Source organism: Kribbella sp. NPDC050124, from assembly GCF_044460355.1.
GTDB lineage: Bacteria > Actinomycetota > Actinomycetes > Propionibacteriales > Kribbellaceae > Kribbella.
In genome coordinates, this window is the sequence record NZ_JBITJU010000008.1 from 281811 (window position 1) to 304775 (window position 22965).

General features: G+C 69.0%; 24 protein-coding genes. 15 read left to right on the forward strand and 9 right to left on the reverse strand.

The window, feature by feature from the left end; translation table 11 throughout:
• Positions 1-2: 2 nt before the first annotated feature.
• Together ACIBL3_RS21185 and ACIBL3_RS21190 are read left to right on the forward strand one after the other, a co-directional pair.
• Positions 3-1235, forward strand: a complete 1233-nt coding sequence (locus ACIBL3_RS21185) for an RNA polymerase sigma factor (protein ID WP_396355198.1) — start codon at positions 3-5, stop codon at positions 1233-1235.
• The gene (locus ACIBL3_RS21190; protein ID WP_396355199.1) at positions 1232-2023 is read left to right on the forward strand and encodes a class I SAM-dependent methyltransferase; all 792 of its coding nucleotides are present in this window, start codon (positions 1232-1234) and stop codon (positions 2021-2023) included. The genes ACIBL3_RS21185 and ACIBL3_RS21190 overlap by 4 nt, the downstream gene beginning before the upstream one ends.
• Here the strand turns inward: ACIBL3_RS21190 and ACIBL3_RS21195 are convergent.
• Together ACIBL3_RS21195 and ACIBL3_RS21200 are read right to left on the reverse strand one after the other, a co-directional pair.
• On the reverse strand, positions 1977-2642 hold the full coding sequence (locus ACIBL3_RS21195; RefSeq protein WP_396355201.1) for a uridine kinase: 666 nt from the start codon (positions 2640-2642) through the stop codon (positions 1977-1979). The two genes, ACIBL3_RS21190 and ACIBL3_RS21195, sit on opposite strands and share 47 nt — an antisense overlap.
• Positions 2629-3123: a hypothetical protein gene (locus ACIBL3_RS21200; protein ID WP_396355202.1), complete on the reverse strand. Its 495-nt coding sequence runs from the start codon at positions 3121-3123 to the stop codon at positions 2629-2631. The genes ACIBL3_RS21195 and ACIBL3_RS21200 overlap by 14 nt, the downstream gene beginning before the upstream one ends.
• Positions 3124-3221: 98 nt before the next feature.
• Here ACIBL3_RS21200 and ACIBL3_RS21205 point away from each other — a divergent pair, with 98 nt between their 5' ends.
• Positions 3222-3716 carry an SseB family protein gene (locus tag ACIBL3_RS21205; protein WP_396355203.1) on the forward strand — a complete coding sequence of 165 codons (495 nt, stop codon included), beginning with the start codon at positions 3222-3224 and terminating at the stop codon, positions 3714-3716.
• Here ACIBL3_RS21205 and ACIBL3_RS21210 read toward each other — a convergent pair.
• Genes ACIBL3_RS21210 through ACIBL3_RS21220 form a run of 3 tightly spaced genes read right to left on the reverse strand, consistent with a single transcriptional unit; the run spans position 3702 to position 7317 of the window.
• The gene (locus ACIBL3_RS21210; RefSeq protein ID WP_396355204.1) at positions 3702-6155 is read right to left on the reverse strand and encodes an FtsX-like permease family protein; all 2454 of its coding nucleotides are present in this window, start codon (positions 6153-6155) and stop codon (positions 3702-3704) included. The two genes, ACIBL3_RS21205 and ACIBL3_RS21210, sit on opposite strands and share 15 nt — an antisense overlap.
• Positions 6152-6895, reverse strand: a complete 744-nt coding sequence (locus ACIBL3_RS21215; protein WP_396355205.1) for an ABC transporter ATP-binding protein — start codon at positions 6893-6895, stop codon at positions 6152-6154. The genes ACIBL3_RS21210 and ACIBL3_RS21215 overlap by 4 nt, the downstream gene beginning before the upstream one ends.
• Entirely contained in the window at positions 6892-7317 is a 426-nt protein-coding gene (locus ACIBL3_RS21220) for a DUF1707 domain-containing protein (RefSeq protein WP_396355206.1), read from the reverse strand. Before ACIBL3_RS21220 ends, ACIBL3_RS21215 begins: the two co-directional genes overlap by 4 nt.
• 111 nt (positions 7318-7428) lie before the next feature.
• On the opposite strand from ACIBL3_RS21220, the gene ACIBL3_RS21225 reads away from it, so the two are divergent.
• A complete protein-coding gene (locus tag ACIBL3_RS21225) occupies positions 7429-8145 on the forward strand; it encodes a TetR/AcrR family transcriptional regulator (RefSeq protein WP_396355208.1) in 717 nt (238 codons plus the stop codon).
• Here the strand turns inward: ACIBL3_RS21225 and ACIBL3_RS21230 are convergent.
• Together ACIBL3_RS21230 and ACIBL3_RS21235 are read right to left on the reverse strand one after the other, a co-directional pair.
• On the reverse strand, positions 8142-9308 hold the full coding sequence (locus tag ACIBL3_RS21230) for a glycosyl hydrolase (RefSeq protein ID WP_396355210.1): 1167 nt from the start codon (positions 9306-9308) through the stop codon (positions 8142-8144). The two genes, ACIBL3_RS21225 and ACIBL3_RS21230, sit on opposite strands and share 4 nt — an antisense overlap.
• Before the next feature lie 38 nt (positions 9309-9346).
• Entirely contained in the window at positions 9347-10375 is a 1029-nt protein-coding gene (locus tag ACIBL3_RS21235) for a LacI family DNA-binding transcriptional regulator (protein ID WP_396355211.1), read from the reverse strand.
• 85 nt (positions 10376-10460) lie between these two features.
• On the opposite strand from ACIBL3_RS21235, the gene ACIBL3_RS21240 reads away from it, so the two are divergent.
• The 6 genes from ACIBL3_RS21240 to ACIBL3_RS21265 all read left to right on the forward strand — a co-directional run bounded on the left by ACIBL3_RS21240 (position 10461) and on the right by ACIBL3_RS21265 (position 17491).
• Positions 10461-11753, forward strand: coding sequence for an ABC transporter substrate-binding protein (locus ACIBL3_RS21240; protein ID WP_396355212.1), 1293 nt, complete (start codon positions 10461-10463; stop codon positions 11751-11753).
• Positions 11753-12631 carry a carbohydrate ABC transporter permease gene (locus ACIBL3_RS21245; protein ID WP_396355214.1) on the forward strand — a complete coding sequence of 293 codons (879 nt, stop codon included), beginning with the start codon at positions 11753-11755 and terminating at the stop codon, positions 12629-12631. Before ACIBL3_RS21240 ends, ACIBL3_RS21245 begins: the two co-directional genes overlap by 1 nt.
• On the forward strand, positions 12628-13545 hold the full coding sequence (locus ACIBL3_RS21250) for a carbohydrate ABC transporter permease (RefSeq protein ID WP_396355215.1): 918 nt from the start codon (positions 12628-12630) through the stop codon (positions 13543-13545). The genes ACIBL3_RS21245 and ACIBL3_RS21250 overlap by 4 nt, the downstream gene beginning before the upstream one ends.
• A 49-nt stretch (positions 13546-13594) precedes the next feature.
• A complete protein-coding gene (locus ACIBL3_RS21255) occupies positions 13595-16702 on the forward strand; it encodes a BTAD domain-containing putative transcriptional regulator (RefSeq protein WP_396355217.1) in 3108 nt (1035 codons plus the stop codon).
• Between the two features lie 61 nt (positions 16703-16763).
• Positions 16764-17243, forward strand: a complete 480-nt coding sequence (locus ACIBL3_RS21260; RefSeq protein ID WP_396355218.1) for a DUF2975 domain-containing protein — start codon at positions 16764-16766, stop codon at positions 17241-17243.
• The gene (locus ACIBL3_RS21265) at positions 17243-17491 is read left to right on the forward strand and encodes a helix-turn-helix domain-containing protein (protein WP_396355219.1); all 249 of its coding nucleotides are present in this window, start codon (positions 17243-17245) and stop codon (positions 17489-17491) included. Before ACIBL3_RS21260 ends, ACIBL3_RS21265 begins: the two co-directional genes overlap by 1 nt.
• A gap of 114 nt (positions 17492-17605) precedes the next feature.
• On the opposite strand, the gene ACIBL3_RS21270 is transcribed toward ACIBL3_RS21265, so the two are convergent.
• Complete coding sequence (locus ACIBL3_RS21270; RefSeq protein ID WP_396355220.1) at positions 17606-17983, reverse strand: DUF1844 domain-containing protein; 378 nt, start codon at positions 17981-17983, stop codon at positions 17606-17608.
• A gap of 362 nt (positions 17984-18345) precedes the next feature.
• Between ACIBL3_RS21270 and infC the strand changes: the two genes are divergently transcribed.
• From infC to ACIBL3_RS21290, 4 genes are all read left to right on the forward strand, one after another.
• A complete protein-coding gene (gene infC, locus ACIBL3_RS21275; RefSeq protein ID WP_396355221.1) occupies positions 18346-18990 on the forward strand; it encodes a translation initiation factor IF-3 in 645 nt (214 codons plus the stop codon).
• Between the two features lie 87 nt (positions 18991-19077).
• Positions 19078-19272 (forward strand): 50S ribosomal protein L35, encoded by a 195-nt coding sequence (rpmI, locus tag ACIBL3_RS21280; protein WP_396355222.1) that lies wholly within the window; start codon positions 19078-19080, stop codon positions 19270-19272.
• A 79-nt stretch (positions 19273-19351) separates the two neighbouring features.
• A complete protein-coding gene (gene rplT, locus ACIBL3_RS21285) occupies positions 19352-19747 on the forward strand; it encodes a 50S ribosomal protein L20 (protein WP_337011588.1) in 396 nt (131 codons plus the stop codon).
• Between the two features lie 22 nt (positions 19748-19769).
• A complete protein-coding gene (locus ACIBL3_RS21290; RefSeq protein ID WP_396355223.1) occupies positions 19770-20588 on the forward strand; it encodes a TrmH family RNA methyltransferase in 819 nt (272 codons plus the stop codon).
• A gap of 1 nt (position 20589) precedes the next feature.
• Here ACIBL3_RS21290 and ACIBL3_RS21295 read toward each other — a convergent pair whose 3' ends face one another.
• On the reverse strand, positions 20590-21294 hold the full coding sequence (locus ACIBL3_RS21295) for a TetR/AcrR family transcriptional regulator C-terminal domain-containing protein (protein WP_396355224.1): 705 nt from the start codon (positions 21292-21294) through the stop codon (positions 20590-20592).
• A 56-nt stretch (positions 21295-21350) separates the two neighbouring features.
• Between ACIBL3_RS21295 and ACIBL3_RS21300 the strand changes: the two genes are divergently transcribed.
• Positions 21351-22871: an MFS transporter gene (locus ACIBL3_RS21300; protein WP_396355225.1), complete on the forward strand. Its 1521-nt coding sequence runs from the start codon at positions 21351-21353 to the stop codon at positions 22869-22871.
• Positions 22872-22965: the final 94 nt, after the last annotated feature.

Genomic DNA, 22965 nt, shown 5'->3' on the forward strand with positions numbered 1-22965 from the left:
CCATGCACGCCGAGGTCGAGGCGGTGTTCCGGGAGGAGCGTGGGCGGTTGCTGGCCGCGCTCGCCCGGCGGTTCGGTGACCTCGACCTCGCCGAGGAGGTCACGTCGGAGGCGATCGAGACGGCTCTGACGCGCTGGCCGGTCGACGGCGTACCGCCCAATCCCGGCGCCTGGTTGATGACCACCGCGCGGCGGAAGGCGGTCGACCGGCTGCGGCGCGACCAGGTGTACGCCGCCAAGCTCGCCATCCTGCAGGTCGACGCCGACCGGGCCGCGCCGCCGCCCGTCGGCGGCGAACTGCCGGACGAGCGGCTGCAGTTGTTCTTCACCTGCGCACACCCGGCCCTGGCGGCCGAGGACCGCGGCGCGCTCACGCTGCGGTGCCTGGCCGGGCTGACCACGCCGGCGGTGGCGCGCGCGTTCCTCATCCCGACCGCGACGATGGCCAAGCGGATCGTCCGGGCGAAGAAGAAGATCAAGGACGCGCGGATCCCGTTCCGCGTCCCCGGCCCGGACGAGCTGCCGGAGCGGCTCCCGGGCGTGCTGCAGGTGATCTACTCGGTCTTCACCGAGGGGTACGCCGCCAGCTCAGGACCGTTCCTGCAGCGCCTGGACCTGGCCGAGGAGGCGATCCGGCTCGCCCGGATCCTGCGCCGCCTGCTCCCGTCCGAACGCGAGGTCGCCGGCCTGCTCGCGCTGATGCTGCTCATCCACGCCCGCCGCGACGCCCGCACCGGTCCGGGCGGTGACCTGATCCTGCTCGACGACCAGGACCGCACGCTCTGGGACCGCGACATGATCGCCGAGGGCAGCGAACTCGTCGTCGCCGCGCTCACCGGCGGCCCTGCCGGACCGTACGGCGTTCAGGCCGCCATCGCCGCCCTCCACGACGAAGCAACCGACGTCGCGAGCACCGACTGGCCCCAGATCGTCGCCCTGTACGACGTCCTGATCGCCATGGACCCGTCTCCGGTGGTCGCCCTCAACCGCGCAGCCGCCATCGCCATGCGTGACGGGCCGGACAAGGGACTGGCGCTGCTCGACGAACTGGCCGACGAGCCCCGACTACGCGAGTACCACCCTTACCCGATGGCCCGGGCGGACCTCCTGCATCGCCTCGGGCGATTGCCTGAGGCAACAGCGGCGTACGAGGAAGCGCTCGCGCTGGCGGGCACCGAGCCCGAGCGCGTGCATCTCCGGCGCCGCCTTGCCGCGATCACCGAGGAGACCCCATGACGGATCGGTTGAGTCGGATCGCGCGCGGCTGGGACCAGGCGGCCGACGGCTACGAGGCATACTTCGTGCCCCGGTTCGCGCCGTGGGTGGCCACGGCCGTCGAAGCCCTGGAGGATGTGCCGGACGGGCCGATTCTGGTGCCGTGCTGCGGGACGTTCCCCGAGGCGGAGCTACTGCTCGAGCGGTTCCCCGGCCGGGAGCTCGCCGGGATCGACCTCTCGGCCGGGATGGTCGACCGGGCCCGCGAACGCCTCGGTCAACGTGTGACCGTGGTTCAAGGTGACGCGAACATCCTTGACGCCCGGTGGACCGGTGCATGCGCTGCCGTTGTCTCCGCCTTCGGTCTCCAGCAGTTACCCGACCCCGAGGCCGCGATCCGCTCGTGGACGGATGCGCTGAAGCCCGGTGGCCGGCTGTCGGTTGTCTACTGGCCCGAGATCACCGAGGACGACGGTCCGTTCGCGGTGGTCGCGAGGGCGATCGGCGAGCGCAGCGACTACTCGTGGGAGGACCGCCTCCTCGACGGGCTCGACGCGGTGGTCGAGCGGGACGAGTTCGTGACGCACCCGATGACCCATCCCGACGCGGCGACGTACTTCGACACCTCGAACCACGGCGGATCGATGCGGGCACTGGCACTGGCCCGTGGCGACGACTACATCGCGCAACTTCGGGAGAAGTACCTGGAGCAGGCTCCGGCGGGGGAGTGGACCCATCACCCGCGGGCGCGGCTGATCGTAGTCAGGAAGCCGCTGAGTCGTGCGGAGGCAGTGCCACCGACTTCGTGACCAGCTCGAGGGCCGGGTCGTGAGCTATCGACGGGTGGCCGTCCGCGATGACGTGGGCCCGGGACCGGGTGCCCTGCTCGGCGAAGTGGTCGCGTTCCCAGCGCATCCACTCCAGCCAGTGGTCGCGCAGCGCCTCGCCGTCGCGGGCGATCCCACGCCCCAGGCGTACTTCGTTCGACGTCTCGATCCAGACCCGCAACGACTGCCAGTGGTCGGCGTCGCGGTCACAGGAGGTGACACCCTCGACGATCAGCAACTCGACGGTCACGGGTACGACGTGCAGCTCGGCGTACATCCCGGTGTGCCAGTCGTAGCGCCGGTACCGTCCTTCGCGGCCGTCCGCGATCCGTTGCAGGACGTGGTCGCGGAGCAGGCCGAAACCGCGGACGGCTCCGGTCCAGCCGTCGTACAGGTCGTCCATGTGGATGACCCGGGTGTTGAGGTCGCGGGCCTCGGCGCGGGCCGCGAAGGTCGCGGCCAGGGTGGACTTGCCGGAGCCGGCCGGTCCGTCGACGCTGATCAGCCTGGTGTTGCCGAGGCGGGGCGGGGCGGACTGGACGTGGTCCAGCAGGGAGTCGATGGTCAGCGGGTGGGGGGCGTTCGTGTCAGTTGATTCCATGGCGCTTCAAGATGTCCTCGATCTCGTCGAACTCCGACGATTCCTGCTGCTTCGCCTTCGACCCCTTGGCGGGCTTGGCAGCTTTGGCGGGAGCGGCCGACGCGGGTTCCGGACCCGTGGCGGTCAGCTCACCCGCGGGCGAGGCGGGCTTTGACTTCGGTGCCTTCTGGTTCCCACCCCGGCCCCGGGCCACACCCGAGACCACGTAGAGCACGACCGAGACGCCGAACAGCGCGATCCCGGCCCACACGGTGGGCGAGAAGATCAGGTGGGTGACCCAGCTCACGGTCGAGCGCACCACGTCCCAGACCAGCTCGAGCAAGCCGGTCAGGTACAGCGAGACCGGCAACAGGGACCAGGCCACGCCACGGGTGCCGGCCGCCGCCCCGCGGCGCCGCCAGGCGGCCCACGAGCCGATCAGGCCGAGCAGCGTGAGGCCCACACAGAACGGCAGCAGCGTCAGATCGTTGAAGTCAGGCACGTCTCCAGGCTCGCACAGTCCGTGCCCGAACCAAGAGGGGAACAGCCCTGACGCACCCCTGAAACCCCACCCCGGGGCGGCCGAGTGAGAATACGGGCATGCAACCTGAGCGCCGCCTGGCCTTCACCGGCTTCGACAACGACGACGGGTCGGCCGACCCCGCGCTGGCGAAGGCGCTCGCGGAGGGTGACCACGGCGCGGTCCTGGCCGCGCTGGCCAAGGCCCGGCTGCTGGTGCCGGTGGTGGCGATCCTCGGCGAGGTCGAGCACGACGAGAACGGCCTGGCGCACGACAAGACCTCGGACATGGCGGTCGCGCTGCTGCAGGGGCAGGACGGCCGCAACGCCCTGCTCGCGTTCACCGGCAGCGAGTCACTCGCCCGCTGGAGCCCGGACGCCCGCCCGATGCCCGCCCAGTCGCAGCTGGTCGCGACCGCGGCGATCCAGGAAGGCGCCGCCGCGATCGTCATCGACGTGGCCGGTCCAGCCGCCGCAGTGATCGAGACCGACGACGTACGGCGCCTCGCCGCCGGCCTCCAGGTGATTCGCCTGGAAGACGGCGGCTACGCGTGGATCGAGTCAGCCGACCGGTGAGCTGAGCGCGTCCATCGGCTTGGCCCGCAGTGCGATCCGCGCGGTGATCGCGGTGGCGGGCAGGACGAGCAGGAATACGACGGCGATCCAGCCGAGCAGCACGAGCGGTGTTCCAGCGGGAATCGGCCAGCCGCGGGTGGCGACCGCGATCGGGAGCACAGCGCACGCGGCGGTCACCACACCGAGGACCAGCCCGAGCGCCGCGATCACCAGGTGCTCCAGGTAGAGCATCGACTTCACCTGCCGGCTGGTCGAGCCGGTCAGCCGCTGCAGGCCGAACTCCCGCCGCCGGTCCAGTACCGCGACCGCGATGGTGTTGACCGAGGCGATCGCCGTGTACGCGATCGCGATCCCGGCCAGCAGGTACCCGATCCACGCGTCGATCCCGAGCCCGGCGTCGTATTCCGCGGCCAGCAGCTCCCGCCCACCGATCGTTGCCCCCGGCCACTTCGACAGGTCCGGCGCGACCGGGCTGTCCGTCGTCAGCAGCACCTGCTCGGGCTGGCCGGACGTCGTGTGTACGGCGAGCAGCGCCGAAGGCAGCAGGAGTGGTTCGTAGCCGTCGGGGCCTTCGACCAGGGCGGCCACCTTGACCTTCACTAGCGCGTTGTCCCCGAGGCGGACGCCGATCTCGGAGCCGACGCCGACCTTCAACTTCCGCGCGGTGTCCGGCGGCAACGCGATGGTCGAGCCGGTGAGGTCGTCGAGCGAACCCGCCTTCACCTTGCCCTCGTACACCGGCCCGCTGAGGCCCAGGAGCGGCCACGGATCGCTGGTGTGCGAGGCGTCGTACGGCTCCTCGATCCAGCCCTTGCTACGAACCAGTTCGGACGCCGCGGTGACTCCGGGGAGCGAGCGCAGTTCCTCGGCCAGACCCGTCGGGACGCCCGCGGGGTTGGTCACGACGACGTCGGCGGCCAGGTTGTCGGTATACGCCTCGACCGCGGCCTGCTCTTGGGTGGTCTGTGAGTAGATGTTGCCGAGTGCGATCGCCGACGCGAGCGTGATCGGCACCAGGATCGCGGTGAACTGTGCCGCCCGCACGCGAAGGTTGGTCACCGCGAGGAATCCGCTCGGACCACGCCCTTCGAGGAACGCCGTCACCCGCGGGACCAGCGCGGTCCGGATCACCCGCGGCCCGAGGATCGCGACCGCGATCGAGCCGGTCAGCCCGGCCGGCCCGCCGATCGCCGCCGCGTTCGCCGGACTCATGAACATCGTCGACACCGCGATGCCGGCCGTGGCCGCGGCGAACACCAGCCCGACGACGAGCCGGGCCTTGCCCAGCTCTCCCGACGGTACGGCGGCCTCCGCCAGCGCCTGGATCGGCCGGATCCGTGCCGCCCGCCCGGCCGCGATTCCGACAGTCACCCGCAGTACGACGAACGTCAGCAAGGCGGCTCCGGCGAACGGCAGCGGTCCCTGGTCGAACCGCAACTGTGACGGCACAATCCCGCCGTCGGTGAGCAGCCCGAAGATCCAGTCACCGACAACACGGCCGGACGCCAGCCCAACGAGCAGTCCGATCAGCCCGACCACCATGGTTTCGGTGACCACCATCCGGTGCACCTGCCGCGGCGTCGCGCCACTCGCCCGGAGCAGCGCCAGCTCACGCCGCCGCTGCCGGACCGACAGCCCGATCGTGGCCGACACGACCAGCGCCATCACCACAGCCACCATCCCACCGAAGACGCCGGACATGATGATCAACGGCAGACTCGTCGCGATGCCGCTGTACTCCGCGACGCCCCGATCGTCCCCGACGTACGCCTCGACGCCTTCCGGCAACTCGAGCCGCAACGTTTGGGCGGTCACCCCCGCCGCTGGGAACACCCCGATCGCGTAGATCTCGCTCGACACGTCACCATCGGCGAAGAACACCGCCGGTGCCGTCGCAACACCGGCGACGCTGACCGCCTGCGCCGTCGCGACACCTGCCACGGCGACCGCCTGCGCTGTGCCGTTGACGACCACGCTGATCTGGTCACCCGGCCTCGCGCCCAGCCGTTGGTCGACCACTACCTCGCCGGCGGCCGGTGGACGGCCCGCGATCAGTTGGTACGGCGCCAACGCCGCCGACGACCACGTGTGACCACTGACCGGCTCCTTGCTCGCGGCAACCACGACCGGGAAGGAGCGATCCGGGATCGCCTGCGCGACTCCCGCCGTACTCGCGAGCTTGGTGACGAGGGACGCGTCGAGGGGTTGCCGTTCGGGGAAGGCGACCGAGCCGGAGCCGTTCGGTGGGTGGTAGGCCGGGTCGCCGGTGACGACGATCGGCGCGGCGGCGAGACGCTGCGGTGGCGCGTTGAGCCGGAGTCCGGTCTCGAGCAGGCCGCCGGCGGCGCAGAGGAGGGCGCTGCCCAGCGTCACCGCGACGAAGATCGCGAGGAACGCCGCGGTCCGGTACCGCAGGCTGGAGAAGGCGAGGCGGATCATGGCGAGACCTTCGATCGGGACGAGAGCTGGGCGAGGTGGGCCGCGACCGACTCGGCGGTCGGGCGCTCGGTGTCGGCGACGATCCGGCCGTCCACGAGGAACACGACGCGATCGGCGTACGACGCCGCGACCGGATCGTGCGTCACCATCGCGATCGTCTGGCCGAGCTCCCGGGACTGCTCCCGGAGCAGCGACAGCACCTCGAGTGCGGTGGTCGTGTCCAGCGCCCCGGTCGGCTCGTCGGCGAAGGTGATCGCCGTCCGAGCCGCCAGCGCCCGCGCGATCGCCACGCGTTGCTGCTGACCGCCGGACAGCTCACTCGGCCGATGCCGGACCCGGTCGCCGAGACCGACGCGGCGAATCACCTCGGTCACCCACGCGCCATCCGGCGACTTCCCGGCCAGCGTGAGCGGCAGTACGACGTTCTGCCGCACCGTCAGCGTGGGCATCAGGTTGAACGACTGGAAGACGAAGGCGACATGCTCCCGCCGCAGCTCGGTCAACGCGGTCTCGTTGAGTCCACGCAGCGACCGGCCGACCAGGTGTACGTCGCCGGACGTCGGTGAGTCGAGTCCGGCGGCGCAGTGCAGCAGCGTGCTCTTGCCCGACCCCGACGGCCCCATGACCGCGGTGAACGTGCCCTCGGCGAAGCCGTAGGTGACACCGTCCAGGGCAGTGACCGCGCCTGGACCGGTGCCGTAGACCTTGCGGACCTCGGTGAGCTGGACCGGCGCGTTCACCGATCCACCTGTACGACGCTCTTGCGGTGGTAGGACTCGTGGGTCCACCACAGGATGCCGACGACCAGGCCGAGTCCGAGGTCGGAGAACAGCCACCACGGCCAGTCGAGGTTCCCGAACGCCGCCATCGTCAGCCAGATGACGAACTGCACCACACAGCTGACCAGCCAGACCGCAGTGACCACGCGCAGGGCGACGGTCAGGCCGCCCGGCGGTAGCGCGCCGTCGACACCGTCGAAGACCTGGTGCAGCTCGCCGCGAGTGCGGGCGGTGTGCAGCAGGTCGCGCCGGTCGACGGCCTGCGGTGGCGTGAGCGTGCCACGCCGTACGGCGTTGTCCAGCCGGGCGGACGCGGTTTGCCGGTCCGTGGCGGAGAGCTGGATCTGGTCGGGCAGCAACAGTGGGTCGAGGACGGTGTTCATCGGGAGTACCTGCTTTCAATCCGGGTGCGTTGGAAATAGCGTAAGGATTGAACAGTTTGCGGGCGGTGGTGCTAGCACCCCTGTTGGCCGGCGTACGCGAGGATGGGAGTCATGACCGAGGACCGCGCAGCGCTGCCGCCCGGACTGGCCCTGTCCTGGGGTGTGCTGCCGGTGCAGCGGCGCGGACCCAAGCCGGCGCTGTCGGTCGAGCAGATCGTCGACACCGGGATCGAGTTCGGGGACCGGGACGGGTTCGAGGCGATCTCACTGCAGCGGATCGCGGCCCACCTCGGCGTCACCACCAACGCGATGTACCGCTACGTCCGCTCGAAGGACGAGCTGATCGTGCTGGTCCACGAGAAGGCGATCGGTACGCCGCCCGAGTTGCCGGCGGACTGGCGAGCGGCTGCGACCGCATGGGTGCAGGCGCAGGTCGATCGATTCGCCGAGCGCCCGTGGATGCTCGACGTACCGATCCGCGGCGCGCCGGTCACGCCGAACATGCTGCGGTGGGTCGAGGTGATGCTGCAGGCGCTGGCCGGCACCGGGCTCAGCCAGCACGACAATCTCGGCTGCCTGCTGCTCTTGAATGGGTTCGCGCACAACTACGCGAGCATGGTCCGCCAGCTCTCGGCCAGTGACAACACGCCGGTCCAGGCGGAGGAAGTCGGCAGCTTCCTGGTCCCGCGGCTTGCCGAGGGCAACTACCCGATGCTGCTCTCGCTCTACACCAACCAGGAGTACGAGGACGGTGTCGACGACGACTTCGAGTTCGGCCTGACTCGGATCCTGGACGGCATCCAGGTCCTGATCGACGCGAAATCCTAGGGCAGCACGATCCGGACCGGCCCGTCGGCGCGGGCCGCGACCCACTGCAGGTGGAACTCGCTGCCGGGGGCAACCTCCGGCCGTCGCTCCGGTTCCTCGCGCAGGTTGACGGGCGCCGTCAGCGTGGTCGCCCGGGCGTGTTGCACGCCGTTCGCCCGGACCTCGGCGATCACATCCGCCAGCGCCTGCGCGGCCGGCTTGCGCTGGTGATCCACGGTGAACAGACCCAGGTCGTACTCGCGGTCGGGGAAGTCGAGCAGCCGCCGGTCGATGTCGTGCGACGACCACCAGGTCACACCCCACAACGCCGGGTTCTCCAGCACCAGCTCGACCGTCCGCCGGGTGAACTCGGCCTGTAGGTCCACCGGAATGTCAGGCCCCGGTACGCCGATCTCCTGCAACCACACGGGCCGCGTCGGGTCCAGCGACGTCGCCGCGGCCAGCTCGACCAAGTAGTCCGGATGGCTGAGCGTCGCCGGACCGAGCGGACCGTCCACTCGGGAGACCCCGTTGAAAACCCACGAGTGGACAGTGCTCAGATCCCCCAGGTCCACCACGTCCGCCGGATGGAACGGGTGGTCGGCCTTGTACCAGGCGTCGTCGAACACCGAGTGCAGCGCCAGTACGCCGGGCGCCGCCTGCTTGACCGTGGACAGCAGCTCCCGCGCCCAACTGGTCGAGCTCTCGAAGCTGGTCGCGCTGTCCGGCCAGAGGTTGTTCACCTCGTTCCCGAGCGTGATCGCGAAGACGTTGGGCTTCGCAGCCACGGCTCGCGCGACGGTGTCGACGTACGCCGTCAGTCCGTCACGGACCGTGGAGTCCTCGAACAGGCTGGCCTTGTGCCAGGTCAGCACCCACGACGGCAGGAAGTCGAAGCTGGACAGGTGCCCCTGGACCAGGTCGACCGCCACGCTCAGGCCGTGCTCGGCGGCGGCGTCCACGGTGTCCAGCAGGTCCTCGATCGCCCGCTCGCGGATGATCGCCCGGTTCGGCTGGATCCAGGGCCAGATCGGGAACACCCGGACGTGGTCGAGACCCAATCCGGCCAGGTCCGCGAAGTCCCGCCGTACCGCCGCGCCGTCGTAGTCGAGCCAGCTGTAGAACCAGCCGGCCGACGGGACGTAGTTCGCGCCGAACCGGGGCGTGCCGGGATCCGAGACCATGGCAGTGATGCTAAATCGGTTTAGGATTCTCGGGCAACTCAGCCACGGGCTCCGGCCGGCGGCGCGGTCGACTCGCGGACGGTCAGGACCGGGTCGGCGCCGCGGCGGTTGATCACCTGGGCCGGGTCGGCGATGGTCTCGAGCAGCACCTCGGCGGCCTGCCGGCCGAAGTCGAAGGTGTCCCGGGACAGCGCGGTCAGCGCCGGGTGCATCAGCTGGGTCAGGATCGAGTCGTCGAACGCCACGATCGACAGGTCGCCCGGCACCGCGACGCCCATCTCCATCGCGACCCCGAGCCCGGCCACCGCCATCACGTCGCTGTCGTAGACGATCGCGGTCGGCCGCTGCGCCTGGGACAGCAGCTTGCGGGTGATCGCGGCCCCCTCGGCGTCGCTGAAGTCGGTGGTCAGCGACGGCGCGTCGACCAGGCCGAGGCGGGGCGCGGCGTCCTTGACGGCCCGGATCCGGCGCTGGGTGTGCTGGAAGTTCGGCGTACCGGCGACGTGCGCGATCCGGCGGTGGCCGAGCGCGGCGAGGTACTCCACGATCGACAGCATCGCCTCGCGGTCGTCGGCCCAGACCGAGGGCAGCGCGCCCTTGCCGCCGCGCCCGCCGATCACCACGGCGGGCAGCTCGAGCGCCTTCAGCTCGTCCACCCGCGGGTCCTTCACGGTCAGGTCGACCAGGATCACGCCGTCCACCCGGTGCTCCGAGGCCCAGCGGCGGTACACCTCGATCTCGGCCGCGGTGTCCTCGACGATCAGCAGCTGCAGCGAGATCGACTCCGCGGACAGCCCGGACTGCACGCCGGACAGCAGGTGCGCGAAGAACGGCTCGACGCCGAGCGTGCGGGCCGGCCGGGCGATCACCATGCCGACCGAGTCGACCCGGGACGCGCCGAGCGCCCGGGCGGCGCTGTGCGGCCGCCAGCTCATCTGCTCGGCGATCCGCAGGATCCGCTCCCGGGTCGCCTCGCTGACGCCGGGCCGTCCGTTCAGCGCGAACGACACCGCGCCCTTGGACACACCCGCCCGGTTCGCGATGTCAGCGATCGTCGGTCTGGCCACGTCTACCCCTCTCACCCTTGACAGCGGATTCTACGATCCCGGATAGTGCAGGAGCTATACCGGTTTATCAATTCCAGGAGAATCCATGCGTAGACGTCGTCCGGCAGTGGTGGCCGTCCTGGCCGCCGCGGCCCTCTCCCTTGCTGGTTGCGGCCTCGGTTCGTCCGCGGATTCAGGCAGCGGCGCCACGCCGACCGTCGACGCGAATGCGCAGGTGACCGGCGAGGTCAGCTTCCAGACCTGGGCGCTGAAGCCGAAGTTCACCTCGTACGTCGAGGGCGTGATCAAGGCCTTCGAGGCGAAGTACCCGGGCACCAAGGTGACCTGGCTGGACCAGCCCGGTGACGGCTACGACAAGAAGGTGCTGAGCCAGGCGTCGGCCGGCCAGCTACCCGACGTCGTGAACCTGCCGCCGGACTTCGCGCTGTCGCTGGCCAAGCAGAGCATGCTGCTCGACGTCGGCGCCGCCGACCCCAAGATCACCGAGGAGTACGTCGAGGGCGGCGTCCAGGCGTACCAGTACCAGGGCCTGAACGGCACCTTCGGCTACCCGTGGTACCTGAACACCGACATCGACTACTGGAACGCGGACAAGTTCGCCGCGGCCGGTCTGGATGTGAAGAACCCGCCGAAGACCTTCGACGAGCTGCTCGCCGCCGCCAAGGTGATGCACGACAAGACCGGCGGCAAGGAGTACCTGATGAGCCGGTTGCCCGGCATCGGTGACTTCACCAACGCCGGCGTCAAGATCATCAGCGACGACGGCAAGAAGTTCGAGTTCAACAGCCCCGAGGCGGCCGCGCTGCTGGACAAGTACCGCGACGCGTACAGGGCCGGCTACCTGCCGCGCGACATCCTGACCCAGGAGTACCTGGGCAACTCCAAGCTCTTCACCCAGAGCAAGGTCGCCTGGACCACCGGCGGCGGCAACGCGATCCAGGACTTCGTCAAGGACAACCCGTCGCTGAAGGGCAAGGTCGTCCCGTCGCCCGCGCTGGACACCCCGCCGCTGTACGTGCAGGGCCTGTCGGTGTCGGCCAAGACGAAGAACCAGGCGGCCGCGATCGCGCTGGCCCGGTTCGTCACCAACGCCGAGAACCAGGCCGCGTTCGCCAAGATCGTGAACATCTTCCCGTCCACCAAGGCATCCGCCTCGGACCCGTACTTCTCCAAGTCCGACGGTACGCCGGAGAGTGACGCGAAGGTGCTCGCGTTCGAGTCGCTCGCCAAGGCGAAGGTGCTGCAGCCGCCGGTGATCAGCGGGGCCACCAACGACTTCATCGGGCAGCAGATCTCGCTGGCCATCTCCGGCAAGATCTCCTCCCAGGCGGCGCTGGACGCGGCGGTGGCGAAGGCCAACCAGCTGCTGACGCAGTAATGCGCTACCACCGCTGGTTCACGCCCTGGGTGCTGGTCGTCCCGGCCCTGGCCTGGTTGTTGGTGTTCAGCCTGTGGCCGTCGATCAACACGGTCATCCTGTCGTTCACCAACGCCAGGCCGCTCGGCGGCGGCACGTTCGTCGGGCTGAAGAACTTCGAGGCGCTGCTGCACGACGAGCAGTTGCGGTGGGCGCTGCTGAACAGCGTCATCTACATGGTGGTCTGCCTGCCGTTCCTGACCGTCCTGCCGCTGCTGCTCGCCGTCCTGGTGGAGAAGAAGCTGCCTGGGATCACCTTCTTCCGGACCGCGTTCTACACCCCGGTGGTGGCCTCGGCCGTGGTCGTCGCGCTGATCTGGCAGTGGATCCTGGACGACCGCGGCCTGGTCAACGGCCTGGCCGAGAAGCTCGGCGTCATCTCCGGGCCGCTGCCGTTCCTCAGTGACCAGTGGTTGTTGTTGCTCAGCGCAATCAGCCTGACGATCTGGAAGGGGCTCGGGTACTACATGATCATCTACCTGGCCGCGCTCGGGAACGTCGGGCGCGACCTGCACGAGGCGGCCGCGGTGGACGGGGCCAGTGCGTTCCGCCGCTTCGTGCACATCACCGTGCCGGGTGTGCGCGGGACGATGATCCTGATCTCGATCCTGATCTCGGTGTCGGCGCTGCGGGTGTTCTCCGAACTGTTCATCCTCAGCGGTGGCAAGGGTGGACCGGGCGGCCGGGACAACTCGGTCGTGATGCTGATCCAGCAGTACAGCCAGGGCTTCGAGGGCAACCTCGGGTACGCGTCGGCGCTGTCGATCGTGCTGTTCTTCGTCACCGTCGTACCGATGCTGGTCCTGGCCCGCCTCAACCGCCGAGGAGCCGAAGCATGAGTGTTGTGACCGATCCGGCCCGGCCGGCCGTCGTCGAGGCGCCCGGTACGGCGCCGTCCGGGCGCCGGCGTGGATCCTTCGGGTTCAACACGATCTCGACCCGGGAGAAGGTGGTCCGGTACGCGCTGCTGGTGTTCGTACTGCTGATCACCATCGGACCGTTCCTGTGGCAGCTGTCCACGTCGCTGAAGGGATCCGGGGAGGACATCTACACCCGGATCCCGCGGCTGCTGCCGGCCGAGCCGACGTTCGACCACTACGGCGCGGTGGCGGACACGATCCCGGTCTGGGACTACGCGCGGAACTCGCTGGTGGTCGCCGTACTGGTTGTCGGCGGCAACGTCCTCGGCGCGTCGCTGGCCGGGTTCGCGTTGTCCCGGCTGCAGTTCAAGGGGCGCAAGCTGGTGCTCGGGCTGTTCCTGGCCACCCTGGTGCTTCCAGGTGAGGTCACGATCATTTCGCAATACGTGACGGTGCGGGAGTTCGGGCTGGCGAACACGCTGTTCGGGGTCGCGCTGCCGGGGATGATCGGGACGCTGAACGTGCTGCTGATGTACAACGCGTTCCGGGCGCTGCCGATCGAGGTCGACCAGGCGGCGATCGTGGACGGGGCGAACGCGTGGCAGCGGTTCGTCTTCATCGGTCTGCCGTCGGTGCGCGGGACGATCAGCGTGGTGGCGATCTTCGCCTTCATCGGGGCCTGGGACGACTTCCTCTGGCCGTTGATCGTGCTGACCGACCCGGACAAGTACACGCTGACCGTCGGACTGCAGTACCTGTCCGGCACGTTCAGCAACAATCCCCGGCTGATCGCGGCGGGCACGATGATCGCGTTCATCCCGATCGTGATCGTGTTCGCGACTCTGCAACGGTTCTTCTTCAAGGGCGTCGAGGAGGGCGCGGTCAAGGGGTAGCGGCCTGCCGGGCCTCTACGATGGGGGCTCGGCGAGCTGAGGGGTGGCCGTGGCGCTGCGATTCTCTGTGCTGGGCCCGCTGACCGTCCTCCGGGACGGTGAGCCGGTGGAGCTTGCCACCAAGCTGCGCACCTTGCTGGCCACGCTGCTCGTCCGGGCGGGCCAGCCGGTGCCGCTGCACATCCTCGCCGACCGGCTGTGGGGCGAGGAGCCGCCGGTCAACGTGCGTGGGTCCCTGCAGACCTACATCACCCGGCTGCGTACTGCGCTCGGCGACGACGGCCAAGTCGTGCAGACCGTGCCCGGCGGCTACCTGATCCAGGCGGACGCCGAGCAGCTCGACTTGGCCGCCTTCCGGGAGCTGGTCGCCCGCGCGGACGTCGAGGCGGGCCACGACCAGGCCGAGGCCGCGCTGCTCCACCAGGCGCTCGAGCTGTGGAACGAGATGCCGCTGTCCGACCTGGCACCGGGCTCTGTCAGCAGTCAGGACCTCCCGGCGCTGGTCGAGACCCGCATGTCCGTGCTGGAACGGCGGATCGACGTCGACCTCCGCCTCGGGCTGCACACCCGCCTCGTGCCCGAGCTCCGCGCCCTCACCGCTGAGCATCCGTTGCGTGAACGCCTCTGGGCCCAGCTGATGCTCGCCCTGTACCGCTGCGGTCGCCAGGCGGACGCCCTCTCGGCCTACGAGTCCGTACGGCGCTTACTGGCCGCAGAGCTCGGCCTGGATCCGGGACCAGAGCTGCGAGAGCTCCAGCAGGCGGTCCTGGCCGGCTCGGATCGGTTGGCGCCACTGGAGCAGGAAGCAGCACCCGAGCCACGGTGGCCCGTCCACCATCAACTGCCGCTCGAGGCGCCGTACTTCACTGGTCGTGAGGAGCTGGTGAGTCAGGTCGAGAAGCTGCTCACCGATCCGTCCGAGGGTGTGCCGATTGTGGCTGTCTCGGGTCCGCCTGGTGCCGGCAAGTCCGCTCTCGCTCTGCATGTGGCGCATCGGATCGGGACGGCGTTTCCGGACGGGCAGTGGTACGTGCACCTGGCAGGGGCGGGGGAGCGGCCGCGGGAGCCGGCCGACGTACTTGCCGAGTTGCTGGTCACGTCCGGCGTGCCTCGGGCGGAGGTGCCGGACGGGCTCGATGCGCGGTCGGCCTTGCTGCGTTCGCGATTGGCCGGTCGGCAGGTGCTCGTCGTACTGGATGATGCGGCGAAGGCGGAGCAGGTCCGGCCGTTGCTGCCTGGCACACCGCAGAGCGCCGTACTGATCACCAGTCGGAGTGCACTCGGTGGGCTGACGGCGTTGGCGGGCGCGCACCGGTTGGTGATCGGGCAGTTGGAGCCGGAGGAGTCTGCGCTGTTGCTGGCGCGGTTGCTCGGCGGGCGGCCAGGTGACGGGGCGGATGCGTTGGCTGAGTTGTGTGGGCATTTGCCGCTGGCGTTGCGGATCGCCGCGTCCAACCTGGCGGTGGGGCCGGGCATGGAGTGGGGGCATTACCTCGACTCGCTTCGGGCGGGCGATCGACTGGCTCAGTTGGCGGTGGCGGGCGACCCGGATGCCGCCGTACGGAATGCCTTTGATCGGTCTTACCTGGCGCTTGATGACGGTACGGCGCGGTTGTTCCGGCTGCTCGGGGTTGTGCCGGGGCCGGACTTCACGGCTGAGGCTGCGGCTGCGTTGACGTCGTCTGCGGACGCGGCTCGTCAGTTGGAGTTGCTGGCGGAGGCGAACCTGGTGCAGCGGTATCGGCCAGGAAGGTTCCAGTTCCACGACCTGCTGCGGTTGTATGCGGCCGAGCTTGCTTCGGCGGATCCGGTTGATCGGGATGCGGCTCGGCAGCGTTGGTTTGACGCCTACTTGCACAAGACGATGGCGGCGATGCAGGTGTATGGGCCGCAGAAGCTGCGGTTGCCGTCGAAGGTGACCGTCGCGGTGCCGGCTGACTTGGACGCGGGGGCTGCGCAGGCGTGGCTGGATGCGGAGCGGTCGAACCTGGTGGCCGCCGTACTGGATGCCGAGGCGCATGGTGAGCTCGAGTCGGCCTGGTGCCTGGCGGACCAGTTGGGCGGGTACTTCTCCGAGCGCGGTCACCATGCGGACTGGCATGCGGTGATCGACGCCGGGCTGGGCGCTGCGGAGGCGGCTGGCAATGCGCAGGCGATGGCGGCGATGTACCGGGCGCGGGGGTCCAGCCTCAAGAACGTCGGCCGGACTGCTGAAGGGCGCGACTTCCTGGTCGAGGCGCTGCGGCTGTATCGAGCGGCGGGCGACTTCCGGGGCGAGCACAGTGTCACCAATCTGCTGGGGATCGCGGCGGCGCACCTCGGTGACAGTGTTGGCGCTTTGGACTGGTTCCGGCAGACGGCTGAGGCGGCTCGGCGGTCGTCGAATCCGCGCGCGATGGTCATGGCGACCGACAACCTGGCCGCGATCCTCCACGAGATCGGCCGGGTCGACGAGGCGCTCGCGCTAGCGCTTGACGCTCAAGCTCAGCATGTGGCGCTGGGCGACGGTCCCGGGCAGAACTCGACACAGCATGTCCTGGCCGTTCTTCACCAGGATCGCGGTGAGCTGGACGAGGCGCTGGCGTTGATCACCGACGAGATTGCCGCCGTACACCGGTCTGGGCGGCGGCAAGGGGAGGCGATGTCGACGGAGGCGCTCGCGACGATCCATCGGGACCGCGGTGAGTTCGAGCAGGCGGAGAAGGTGGCTCGGGACGCACTCGAGTTGGCTCGCGGACTGGGCGACGTACGCATCGAGTGCCATGTGGAGGCGACGCTCGGCGACGCGTTGTCCGGGCAGGGGCGGTACGACGACGCAATCGACCGCTTCCACATCGCGCTGGCACTGGCGCGGCAGGTGGGAGCGCGTGAGGTCGAGGTGCGGGCGCTGATGGGGCTGGCGCTGGCGCGGCTGGGGCTCGGCGCGATCGACTTGGCCCTCGCCGACGCCGAACAGGCTGTCCGCGAATGCGAGACCCTGCAAATGGCCGTCCTCCTCGGCCGCACCCTCACCGCCCTGGCCACAACTCAACACGCCGCCGGCCAACCCACAGCCGCCGAAGCATCCGCCCGCCGCGCCATCAAAATCCAACGCGAAACCGGCGCCCACCTCTACCTCACCACCGCCCAATCCGCCCTAACCACCATCCGCCCCTAACCCCCGGGACACACCTTCCAGATCTATTGACTTTCGATAGATGGCGGTTGATAGTCGATGCATGAATCTGGTGCACCGGGTCGTCGTACCGCTGCGGGTCCTGCTGGTGATGCTGTTCGCGGGTCTGGTGGTGGCTCAGGTGATGAGCATGCCCGGCCAGTTCGCGTACATGGCGAAGGAGCAGCCCGACCTGGCGTACCTGCGCTGGCCGCTGACGATCTGGTCGATCCTGGAGCTGCTCTGCATCCAGATCGTGATCGTGTGCACCTGGAAGCTGCTCACCCTGGTCACCAGCGACCGGATCTTCAGCGAGGAAGCCTTCGCCTGGGTCGACGCGATCATCTGGGCTCTCGGCAGCGGCTGGGCGCTGTTCCTCGGCGTGTTCGTCTACCTCGGCTTCCTCGCGAACGACCCCGGTCTGCCGATCCTGATGTTCGGGATGGTGCTGGTCGGCGGCGTACTCGTGCTGCTCATGGTGGTGATGCGGGCCCTGCTGCGGCAGGCGACTACGCTGCGATCCGACATGGAAGCGGTGATCTGATGCCCATCGTGGTGCGCATCGACGTGGAACTCGCGAAGCGCAAAATGGGCGTCGGTGAGTTCGCCGAGAAGGTCGGCCTCACCCCGGCCAACGTCGCCGTCCTCAAGAACGGCCGCGCCAAAGCCGTCCGCTTCAGCACCCTCGAAGCCATGTGCCGAGTCCTCAACTGCCAACCCGGCGACCTCCTCGAATACATCGACGAAGACACCGCCGACCACCCCAACCCCACAACCACCCACTCAGCCTGACGTCTTCGCCCGGCTGAAGTCGTCGAGTTGTCGATTTGTGTAGGTCCGATCCCCGTTCCGGCGCAGAAATCCACAACTCGATGGCGCGAACCCAGCCGCGGCGGCGGGGCGGGGTTATCTGCGGGAGGCGGAGGGGTGGACGGGGCCGGTGTATTTCTCGCCAGGGGCTTGGCCTGGTTCGTCGGGGATGGTGGAGGCTTCTTTGAAGGCCAGTTGGAGGGAGCGGAGGCCGTCGCGGAGGGGGGCGGCATGGTGGTGGCCCAGGGAGGGGGCGGCGGCGTCGAGGAGGCCGGCGAGGGCGTCGATGAGGGAGCGGGCTTCGTCGAGGTCCTTGTGGTCGGGGAGGTCTTCGGCGAGGCCGAGGTTGACGGCGGCGGCGCTCATCAGGTGCAGGGCGGCGGTCGAGATGATCTCTACGCTGGGTACGTCGGCGATGTCACGGGACACCGTGGACAGGGGGTCGGGCTGCGAGTTGGCACCTGATTCCGTCATGCTGCTACTCTTGCATGGCGACCGACCGGGTCCAGCGGTGACCCCTGAGCGGAATACTCAAGGGAATCCGGTGGTTCTGGTCTAAGCGGAGGGCCACCTCCCACCCAGTCGATGAACAGTCGGCGGGTCCCGGTCACGTCGAGGTTCCGGAGCGATCCGGTGGCTTCGGCGATCGTACGGCGTACCTCCCGCAAGGGTTGGGACGTCGTCGATCTGGGAATTGGGCCTTCGTGTGATCGCACGAAGGCCTTCGTCGTTCCAGGAGGCCTGCGGCGGTCGCGAGGTGGCACCGAAACGAGCACAACCCAGGAGGACCCATCACCATTGAACTGCGCGTCAACGAGCGCATCCGCGTTCCCGAGGTGCGACTGGTCGGACCGAACGGTGAGCAGGTAGGCATCGTCCGGATCGAGGACGCACTTCGGCTGGCACAGGAGGCCGATCTCGACCTGGTCGAGGTCGCGGCGACCGCCCGGCCTCCGGTCTGCAAGCTGATGGATTTCGGCAAGTACAAGTACGAGACCGCGCAGAAGGCGCGCGAGTCCCGCCGGAACCAGTCCAACACGGTCATCAAAGAGATGAAGCTGCGGCCGAAGATCGACCCGCACGACTACGAGACCAAGAAGGGTCACGTCGTTCGGTTCCTGCGTGCCGGGGACAAGGTCAAGATCACCATCATGTTCCGTGGCCGCGAGCAGTCCCGTCCGGAGCTCGGCTTCCGGCTGCTGCAGCGGCTGGCCGAGGACGTCAGCGAGCTCGGCTTCGTCGAGTCCTCGCCGCGCCAGGACGGCCGGAACATGATCATGGTGCTCGGACCGCACAAGAAGAAGTCCGAGGCGCGCGTGGAAGTGGAAGCCGAGAAGGCGAAGCGGAAGGCCGAACGTGAGGCCGAGGAGCAGGCGGAGCGCGCGGAGCGCGCCGAGCAGGCTCAGGCTCACGAGGCCCAGCGCGCCGCCGGCACCGCGAAGAAGCCGAAGGGTCCGGCCGACAACCTCGACCCGGAGTGACGAAACGCTCCGGCCGTCGACGCCGACGCCGGAGCACCGTCAACCGAAGATCGAGTCAACGAAACACAATCAGGAGCACATACAGCCATGCCGAAGATGAAGACCCACTCGGGGATGAAGAAGCGCGTCCGGATCACCGGCTCGGGCAAGCTGCGCCGCGAGCAGACCGGCAAGCGCCACCTCGCCGAGGCGAAGCCGACCAAGCGCAAGCGCCGCCTGTCCGGCACCGTCGAGGTCGCGCCGACGCACGTGAAGAAGGCCAAGAAGCTTCTCGGCATCTGACGTCACCCCCTTCCCCGAACACCCCCCGCCGAGTGGGCACAGTCTGTCTCCGGCGCAGAAATACAAGGAGTAACACCTCATGGCACGCGTGAAGCGGGCAGTCAACGCCCACAAGAAGCGCCGGGTCGTACTCGAGCAGGCCAGCGGCTACCGCGGCCAGCGCTCGCGGCTGTACCGCAAGGCCAAGGAGCAGGTCACCCACTCGCTCGTCTACGCCTACCGGGACCGCAAGGCGCGCAAGGGGGACTTCCGCAAGCTGTGGATCCAGCGCATCAACGCTGCGGTCCGCGCCGAGGACCTGACCTACAACCGGTTCATCCAGGGCCTGCGGCTGGCCGAGGTCGAGGTCGACCGCAAGATCCTCGCCGACCTGGCGGTCAACGACCCGGCGGCGTTCTCCGCGCTGGTCCAGGTCGCCAAGGCGGCGCTGCCGGCCGATGTGAACGCTCCGAAGAGCGACGCCTCAGCGGCCTGAGCTGGACCACAGATTGCAGAGTGTGGCGAGCCCTGGTCTATTGACCGCACAGTCCGTGCGGATCAAGCAGGCCCGGCGGCTCGCCACTCGTGCGTTCCGTCGCAAGACCGGACGCTTCCTAGTCGAAGGTCCACAGGCTGTCCGCGAAGCCCTGGAACACCGTGAGCTCGTCCTCGAGGTGTACGGCGAACCCGACGTCGCCACCCGGCATCGCGATCTCCGCGACCTCGCCCGCGCCGCAGGCGTGCCGTGGTTCGAGGTCAACCGCGCCGCCATCGAGGCGCTCAGCGAGACCGTCACCTCCCAAGGCGTCGTCGCCGTCTGCTCACTCGTCACGGTCCCTCTGGACGAAGCAGTACGGCGTACCGCGCAACTCGTCGCTGTCGGAGTCCAGGTCCGCGATCCCGGCAACGTCGGGACACTCATCCGTACGGCGGACGCCGCCGGTGCGGATGCCGTCGTACTGTCCTCGGAGTCCGTCGACCCGCACAACCCGAAGGCGGTCCGGGCCAGCGTCGGCAGCGTCTTCCACCTCCCGATCAGCGTCGACGTCGACATCCCCGCAGCCGCGAAGTCGTGGCGCGACCAGGGCCTGCAGGTCCTTGCCGCCGACGGGTACGGCGCCACCGACCTCGACACCTGCATCGACGACGGCACGCTCGCCAAGCCGACGGTCTGGCTGTTCGGCAACGAGGCCCACGGCCTGCCTGACGGGTACGACGCGATCGTCGACCGCTCGGTCAAGGTGCCGATCTACGGCCGGGCCGAGTCCCTCAACCTGGCCACGGCCGCCGCGATCTGTCTGTATGCGTCCGCCCGGGCGCAGCGCCGTACCGACTGAGTCACTTCTTCAGGCGACCCTCGAGGCCGTCGAGCAGGCAGTCGAGGCCGAAGACGAACGCCTCGTTGTGCATCGTCGCCAGGTCGCGGTTGGAGCGGCGGCGCAGCGACTCCTGCATCATCGCGTCGTCCGCGGTGGCGACGCGGGCCTGCTCCAGCACGTCCTGGACCCATTCCTCCGTCGTCTGGCCGGAGTTCTTGATCGAGGTCTTGACGGCGACTTCGGCGTTCGCCGTGCCGAAGACGAACGACATCACGCTGCCCATCGCGAAATCGACGTCGCGTTCGGAGAAGCCGCCGGCGCCGAACAGGATCAGCCCGCGGGAGCCGAGCGACGTCGCGTTCGGGCCGATGCTCGGCCGGGTGTAGACGACCTCGGGCAGCCACGGGTGCCGCAGGATCATCGCGCGCAGGCTGTGCGCGAACAGCATCGCGCCGGACCGCCAGCCGGCCAGCTCCGGCTCGGGTACGTCGACCTCGCCGTACGTCTCGTCGATCAGCAGGTCGATCAGGTCGTCCTTGGTCGGGACGTGCCAGTAGAGACTCGTCGCGCCGGAACCGAGTTTGGCGGCCAGCTTGCGCATGCTCAGCCCGGCCAGGCCCTCGGTGTCCAGGGTCTCCATCGCCGCCTGCACGATCTGCTCGCGGGTCAGCGTCTCCCGGGCAGGTGCGGCGGCCCGCGTGCGGGTCCAGATCGAGTCCTTCATGTGCCCATCCTACTCAGGACTCGCACACTGTACGAGTTGTGTCGTACAGTGTGCGAGTGACTAGTACACCGTTCGAGTCCACCGCGACCGGTCACCCGCGACGCTGGTGGATCCTGCTGATCCTGTGCTTGAGCCTGATGGTGCTGGTGGTCGACAACACCGTGCTCAACCTGGCCATCCCGTCGCTGATGCGCGACCTGGAGGCGACTCCCGCCGACGTGCAGTGGATCATCGACGCCTACATCCTGGCGTTCGCCGGCCTGCTGCTGACCGCGGGAAGCCTGTCCGACCGGTTCGGCCGCCGGAAGATGCTGATCCTCGGGCTGGTGGTGTTCGGGCTGGCCTCACTGCTGGCCACGCTGGCCGAGACGCCGTGGCAGCTGATCGCCTGCCGGTTCCTGATGGGTGTCGGCGGGTCGCTGCTGATGCCGAGCACGCTGTCGCTGCTGTTCACGGTGTTCCCGCCGGAGGAGCAGCGCAAGGCGATGGCCGGCTGGTCGATGGTGGCGATGGTCGGCGTGGTGGCCGGCCCGACGGTCGGCGGCGTACTGCTCGAGCACTTCTGGTGGGGATCGATCTTCCTGCTGAACGTGCCGATCGCGGTGCTGGCGATCATCGGGGCGATCACCATGATCCCTGAGTCGCGGGGGCCGGCGCGGGCGGTCGACCCGGGTGGCGCCGTGCTGTCGATGGTCGGCATGACCGCGGTGGTGTGGGCGATCATCTCCGTTCCCGTCGAAGGGTTCGGGTCCGCGAAGGTGCTTGGTGGGCTGGCCGTCGGTGTGGTCGCGCTGACCGGGTTCGCGGTCTGGGAGAAGCGAAGTGCGCACCCGATGGTGCCGCTGGCGTTGTTCCGCAACCGCAACTTCAGCGGGACCAGCTTCTCGATCGTGCTGCTGTCGTTCACCGCTGGTGGGTTGCTGCTGGCGCTGACGCAGTACCTGCAGTTCGTGCTCGGCTACACGCCGTTGAAGGCTGGGCTGGCGCTGATCCCGTACGCGGCGTCGGCGATGCTGTTCAACGGGCTGGGGGCGACGCTGGGCAAGAAGCTGGCCGACCGCACGCTGATCGCGGCGGGGCTGGTGGTGATCGCGGCGGGCTTCGGGATCCTCACCCAGGTCAGTATGTCGTCCGGCTACGGACTGTTGATCGTCGGGCTGCTCGTGATGGGTGTCGGCGGTGGTCTGGCCGGACCGGCGGCGTACACGCTGCTGATGCAGTCCGTCCCAGCCGAGCACCGCGGTGTCGGGTCCGCCATGAACGACACGGTCCAGCAGACCGGCGCCGCGCTGTCGGTAGCCGTCCTGGGCAGCGTCCTGGCCGCCGCCTACTCGTCGTCCCTGCCGGACTCGGTCCCAGAAGCCGCCCGCAACTCGATCGCCGAGACCCTCGCCCTAGGCCCCGCTTTCGTCTCCGCAGCCCGCGCCGCCTTCACCGACGCCATGTCCATTGCCATGACCACAGGCCTGGTAGGAGCCCTAGCCGGCGCTGTGGTGGCCCTGGTCGCACTACCGCGCCAGAAGCAGGAAGCTGCCCCGGAGGAGCCGGCGCTAGAGGAAACCGCCACAACTCCCTGACAGATTGTTTTATGTCGCCCGCCCGGTGTCTGGAGGCACCGGGCGGGCTGCCTGTGGACGGCCGATTCACGCTCCGGGGCCGGAGGTTCCTAGA